The sequence below is a fragment of the Ilyobacter sp. genome, from assembly GCF_041583315.1.
Taxonomy (GTDB): Bacteria; Fusobacteriota; Fusobacteriia; order Fusobacteriales; family Fusobacteriaceae; genus Ilyobacter.
This window is the reverse complement of sequence record NZ_JBFHGC010000146.1, coordinates 1-5,579: the sequence shown is the minus strand read 5'-3', so window position 1 is coordinate 5,579 and position 5,579 is coordinate 1. Positions and strand designations below refer to the sequence as shown.

The window sequence follows — 5,579 nt, the reverse complement described above, 5'->3', positions numbered from 1 at the left end:
TATACTTTACCATGGAAAGATCATGGGCTATAAATATATAAGTAAGATTTCTCTCATTCTGCATTTTTTTCAAAAGATTTATAACCTGGGCCTGTATGGAAACATCCAAGGCACTTATTGCTTCATCGGCAATAATAAAATCAGGCTCCATAACTACTGCTCTGGCTATTCCTATTCTCTGCCTCTGACCTCCGCTGAACTCATGGGGATATCTGTGGGCATGTTCTTTTGCTAATCCTACAGTTTCCAGTATCTCATAAACTTTTTTATTACGTTCATCTTCGTCTTTATACAGCCCGTGAATATCAAGTCCCTGTGCTATTATATCAAGAACTTTTTTTCTAGGATTTAACGAAGCCATTGGATCCTGAAAAATCATCTGCATTTTTGTCCGCAGCATAACCTCTATATTCTTATCTATCTTTCCGGATATTTTTTCATCACGAAAAATAACCTCTCCCCCTGTGGGCTTGTATAGACGGATTATGCTTCTTCCAGTTGTGGATTTTCCAGACCCGCTCTCACCAACCAGTCCTAGTGTCTCACCTCTATACACATCAAATGAAATGCCGTCCACTGCTTTTACAACTGACTTTTTACCCATGGGAAAATACTGCTTAAGGTCTCTTACTTGTAAGATTACCTGATTTTTATCATTCATTTATCTGCACCTCTTTCTATCCTTTAAATCTGTTCTTTTAGAACATGTGGCAGCTCTATCTTCGGAGCATTTTCATGAAGCAGCCAGGTGGCGGCATAATGTGTGTCACTTACTTTAAAAAATGGAGGCTGTTCTTCAAAATCAATCTTAAGTGCATATTCACTTCGGACTGCAAAGGCATCCCCTTTGGGAGGATAGAGCAGATTCGTCGGAGATCCGGGAATAGCATAGAGTTCCTCTCCCTCTGATTCTAGGTTTGGCATAGAGGCCAAAAGTCCCCAGGTATAGGGGTGTCTCGGGTCAAAAAATATCTCCTCAGACTTCCCGTATTCTACAATCTTCCCTGCATACATAACAGCTACACGGTCTGCCACATTTGCAACCACTCCCAGGTCATGTGTAATAAAAATTATTGAAATTTTCAGCTTCTCCTGCAGTTCTTTTATCAGGTCTATAATCTGTGCCTGAATAGTCACATCAAGAGCTGTTGTAGGTTCATCTGCAATTAATACCTGTGGATTACAGGCAAGAGCTATGGCTATAACCACCCTCTGACGCATACCTCCGCTCAGTTGATGCGGATATTGTTTAAATCTTTTTTCCGGGCTGGTTATCCCCACTAAGTCTATCAATTCAAGAGCTTTTTCCTTTGCCTCTTTTTTTGATTTATTCTGATTTTCCACCAGACATTCTGCTATCTGTTTTCCTATGGTCATAGTTGGATTCAGAGATGTCATGGGGTCCTGGAAAATCATTGCAATTTTTTTACCACGTATTGCCACCATCTCTTTTTGAGAAAGTTTCGTGAGATCTTTATTTTCAAAGAGAACTTCTCCCTGGTCGATTGTTCCGTTTTTTGCCAGAATCCCCATGAGAACCTTAGTTGTCACAGATTTCCCAGATCCGCTTTCACCTACTATTGCAAGTGTTTCTCCTTCATACAGATCTAGATCTACCCCTCTTATGGCAGATACCTTCCCGTTATGTGTCTGAAAAGAAACATGTAAATTTTTTATTTCGATTATTTTATTTTTATCCATTTTGCCACCTCTTATTGTTGTTTCATTTTTGGATCCAATGCATCTCTCAGTCCGTCTGCCACTAGATTAAAACTAAGCATCAGAAGAGCCAGGACAAGAATAGGTGTCACTATCATGTACGGGTAAACCAGTACCGATTTATATCCATCGCTTATGAGTACTCCCAGGGATGCCATTGGTGGCTGTAGTCCCAATCCTATAAATGCCAAAAATGATTCATAAAAAATGGCGTTTGGAATAGAAAACATACTCATAATAATAACCTGTCCGAAAATATTTGGAAGGAGATCTTTTGTGATAATCTGCTTTGAGCTTGCCCCCAAAGTCTTGGAAGCCAGTATAAAATCAAGTTCTTTCATCTTCAGAACCTGTGAACGTACAACACGGCTCATCCCAATCCATCCTGTAATGACCAATGCCAGAGAAATAGATAATATTCCTGGATTCATAACCATTACAAACAGAGTGACAATAACAAGATTGGGTATTCCGCTCATAATCTCGATTATCCTCTGCATCACTGTATCGGTTCTGCCTCCTACATAGCCGGAAATAAGACCGTATCCCATCCCTATGAACATATCTATTATCACAGCTAAGAGTGCTATATAAAGAGAAACTCTAGTTCCTATCCACACACGGGTCCAGATGTCCCTTCCAAGACTGTCTGTTCCAAACCAGTAGTACACATTATCAAGACCTTTTTCCTCATATACATTATTTCCTTCAAGTGTTCCGTCAAAAACACCAAATTTTTCCACCACTGCTATTCTAGGAGGTAAATTTGAGTGTTGTTGCTCGATGCTCCTATAGGTATGATCGTTCATATGTGGTCCTAGTATTGCAAAAATAACTATAACTGAAATCATAATAATCCCAAAAATTGCTCCCTTATTTTGATTGAAACGGAGCCTTACATCTTTCCAGAAACTGACACCTTGATACACAATATCTTTTTGAATTTCCTCTTTTGAAAAAACACGTTCAAACATCTCTTTGTTATATACCTTTATATTTTTATCCATTAGAATCCCCTCCTGTTACTCTGATTCTAGGGTCAATTACTCCGTATAAGACGTCTATAATCAACATCATAAAAATATAAAATATACTGTAGAAAAATGATATTGCTATTATTACATTAAAATCATTTACACTGATAGCAGTTACAAGCAAATCTCCCACCCCTGGAATACCAAAGATTCTTTCAATAACAAGGGAACCTGTCATAAGCCCTACAGTCAGAGGTCCCAACACAGTTATTACCGGGATCAGAGCGTTTCTTATAGAGTGCCTTACTATGACTTTTCTCATTGTAAGTCCTTTTGTTTCTGCCAGTAAAATATAATCTGATCCCAAAACTTCCACCAGTTCGGTTCTCATAAACCGGGCAACAGTTGCTACTACAAACATTGCCAGGGCCATTGTGGGAAGGACACTAGACTCAATGGGTGCATAAATATCATAAGTAAATGGAAACCATGACAGCTTGTATCCTAAAAAGTAGCTCAGTCCCAGTGCAAATACATAGGATGGTACCGATACCCCTATAACTGCAAACATCGTGGTCAGGGTGTCCCATATGGTATTTCTGTAGATAGCTGCTATGGCACCTAAGACAACTCCTATCAGAGATCCGAATATCAGTGCTTGAAATCCCAGTCGGGCGGAAACAGCCAGCCTTTTATTTATAATCTCTATAACAGGATAGTTTTTCTGTATGGTATAAGAATCTCCGAAATCCCCTTTTAAAACAATGTTTTTAAGATATTTAGAATATCTCAGAGGAAGAGGTTTATCTAGCCCGTACTTTTGATCTAACAGTATTTTTTGATCTCTGTTTAGCTTCTCATCGTTAAAAGGAGAACCTGGCATTAATTCTAGAAGTAAAAATAGTATCGTCAGGATGACCCACAGGGTCGCTACTGAAATCAGTAATCGCTTTCCGATATATTTCAGCATGTATCTCAACTCCTTTTTTTAGTCCAAATATTGTAATAAAGCCATAGGCCTTGACTTTCGCCGCCTATGGCTTTATCAGATAAACTTAGTTTTAGTCTTGAATAGTTACATTTCTATAGATATCTACTCCCACAGAGTGGTTTTCAACACCTTTTACTTTTGTGTTTTGTAAGTATGTGTAACCTCTCTGATACAGAGGTGCCACTGCTGCATCCTCTTCCACAAGAAGTCTTTCTGCAGTTTTCATCATTTCCCAACGTGCTTCAGGTTTTGAAGCAAGCTCTCCTTTTGATACATCAAAAATCATTTTATCGTATGCTTTGTTGCTGTATTGAGGGTAGTTTGTAGGATTACCTGATTCAAACATCCCTAAATAAGTAAGTGGATCTGCAAAATCCGGTCCCCAACGTGTAATTCCAAGATCATAATCCCCGCTACGCATTAGAGCCAGACGATTTTTCTTTGGCTGAGCTTTTAGCTTGACCTCTAATCCAGGAAGATTTATCTGAAGTTCAGACTGTATAAATTCTGCTATTTTTTTGTTACTTTCAAAGTCATCAAATACTATCTCTATCTCCATTTTATCGACTTTAAGTTCTGATTTGGCTTTATTCCAGTACTCCAGAGCTTTTTCCTTGTCATATTTAGTATACGAATCAGAAGTTGCACGGAAATCTTTCGCATCAGGACCTGTCGCAAGACCTACAGGAACTATGAAGTCCGCCGCTGTAGAACCGTCATTCATTATATTATCAACAATGTACTGCTTGTTTACAGCGTGTGATAATGCTTTTCTTGCATTAACATTTGAAAATATCTCATTTTTGAAATTTGGAGACATATACCACAGGTATCCAGCCGGAACCTGAATCAAAGCGTCATTTGATTTATACTTGTCTACAAGTTCTGCAGAAAGTTTTACAAGGTCCAGTTCATTTTTATCAAACTTTAAAGCTGCAGTCTGATTATCCTTGATAATACGTATATCCAATCCGTCTATTTTTATATTTGCAGCATCGTAGTAGTCTGCATTTTTGTCAAGTTTAAATCCGTAACCTCTGTTCCACTCCACCATTTTAAAAGGACCACTAGCCAATAGGTCCGCAGGTGTCATAGCATACTGGTCACCTTTTTCTGCTACAAATTTTTCATTCATAGGAAAGAAAGAAGGAAATGACATTAGATTTAAAAAATAAGGTACTGGAACCTCTAAATTCACCTCTAGAGTATTTTCATCTAGTGCTTTTACTCCGAGTTCATCTGTTTTAAGCTCCCCTGCTATTATCTTTGAAGCATTTTTTACAGAAGCTATATCCATAATAAAGTTATATTCACTGGCAATAGCCGGATCTATAAGTCTTCTCCATGCAAAAACAAAATCATTTGCAGTTACGGGAGTTCCGTTTGACCACTTGGCATCTTTTCTCATGTGAAATATATAATTCAGACCATCTTCTGAAACCTCATAAGATTCAGCTATAGCCGGAATAGGTGTTCCTGCAGCATCTACGCTGTAGAGTCCTTCTATGGTGGCAGCTATCATCGCTAAAGAGAGTCCGTCTGAAGCCTCGTGTTGATCCATAGATGCCAGTTCCACATCTTTGGCAATTCTTAAATATTTTTTATCCGGTTCTGCTTTTTTACCGCAAGCAACAGCTCCGAATATGATCACCATCATAAAGGCGATCAAGGATAAATGCTTTTTCATAAAATTCCCCCTCGTTAATAAAGTTTATAATTTAAAATCCTTGTTGAGTAAACTCATAAATATCTTTCTGATTTTTTGTAACCAGATCCATTAAAAAGCTATTTCAGATTAAAAACATCTTGAAACACTCTAAAGTATAACACCCTTATAACAATAAAAAAACAATATATTAAAAAAAGTTTTATCTTTTTAAAAAAAATACAATCTC

At 37.9% G+C, this 5,579-nt stretch carries 5 protein-coding genes; all 5 read right to left on the bottom strand.

Annotated features, from left to right (window positions below; all coding sequences use genetic code 11):
* Nucleotides 1–661: ATP-binding cassette domain-containing protein (locus ABZA26_RS06540; protein ID WP_372713718.1), on the bottom strand; the 661-nt coding region annotated here is incomplete at its 3' end.
* Nucleotides 662–684: 23 nt separating this feature from the next.
* The gene (locus tag ABZA26_RS06535; protein WP_372713717.1) at nucleotides 685–1,701 is read right to left on the bottom strand and encodes an ABC transporter ATP-binding protein; all 1,017 of its coding nucleotides are present in this window, start codon (nucleotides 1,699–1,701) and stop codon (nucleotides 685–687) included.
* A gap of 11 nt (nucleotides 1,702–1,712) precedes the next feature.
* Nucleotides 1,713–2,726 (bottom strand): oligopeptide ABC transporter permease, encoded by a 1,014-nt coding sequence (gene opp3C, locus ABZA26_RS06530; protein ID WP_372713716.1) that lies wholly within the window; start codon nucleotides 2,724–2,726, stop codon nucleotides 1,713–1,715.
* Nucleotides 2,719–3,663: an ABC transporter permease gene (locus tag ABZA26_RS06525; RefSeq protein WP_372713715.1), complete on the bottom strand. Its 945-nt coding sequence runs from the start codon at nucleotides 3,661–3,663 to the stop codon at nucleotides 2,719–2,721. Before ABZA26_RS06525 ends, opp3C begins: the two co-directional genes overlap by 8 nt.
* 91 nt (nucleotides 3,664–3,754) lie before the next feature.
* The gene (locus ABZA26_RS06520; protein ID WP_372713714.1) at nucleotides 3,755–5,371 is read right to left on the bottom strand and encodes a peptide ABC transporter substrate-binding protein; all 1,617 of its coding nucleotides are present in this window, start codon (nucleotides 5,369–5,371) and stop codon (nucleotides 3,755–3,757) included.
* Nucleotides 5,372–5,579 lie beyond the last annotated feature (208 nt).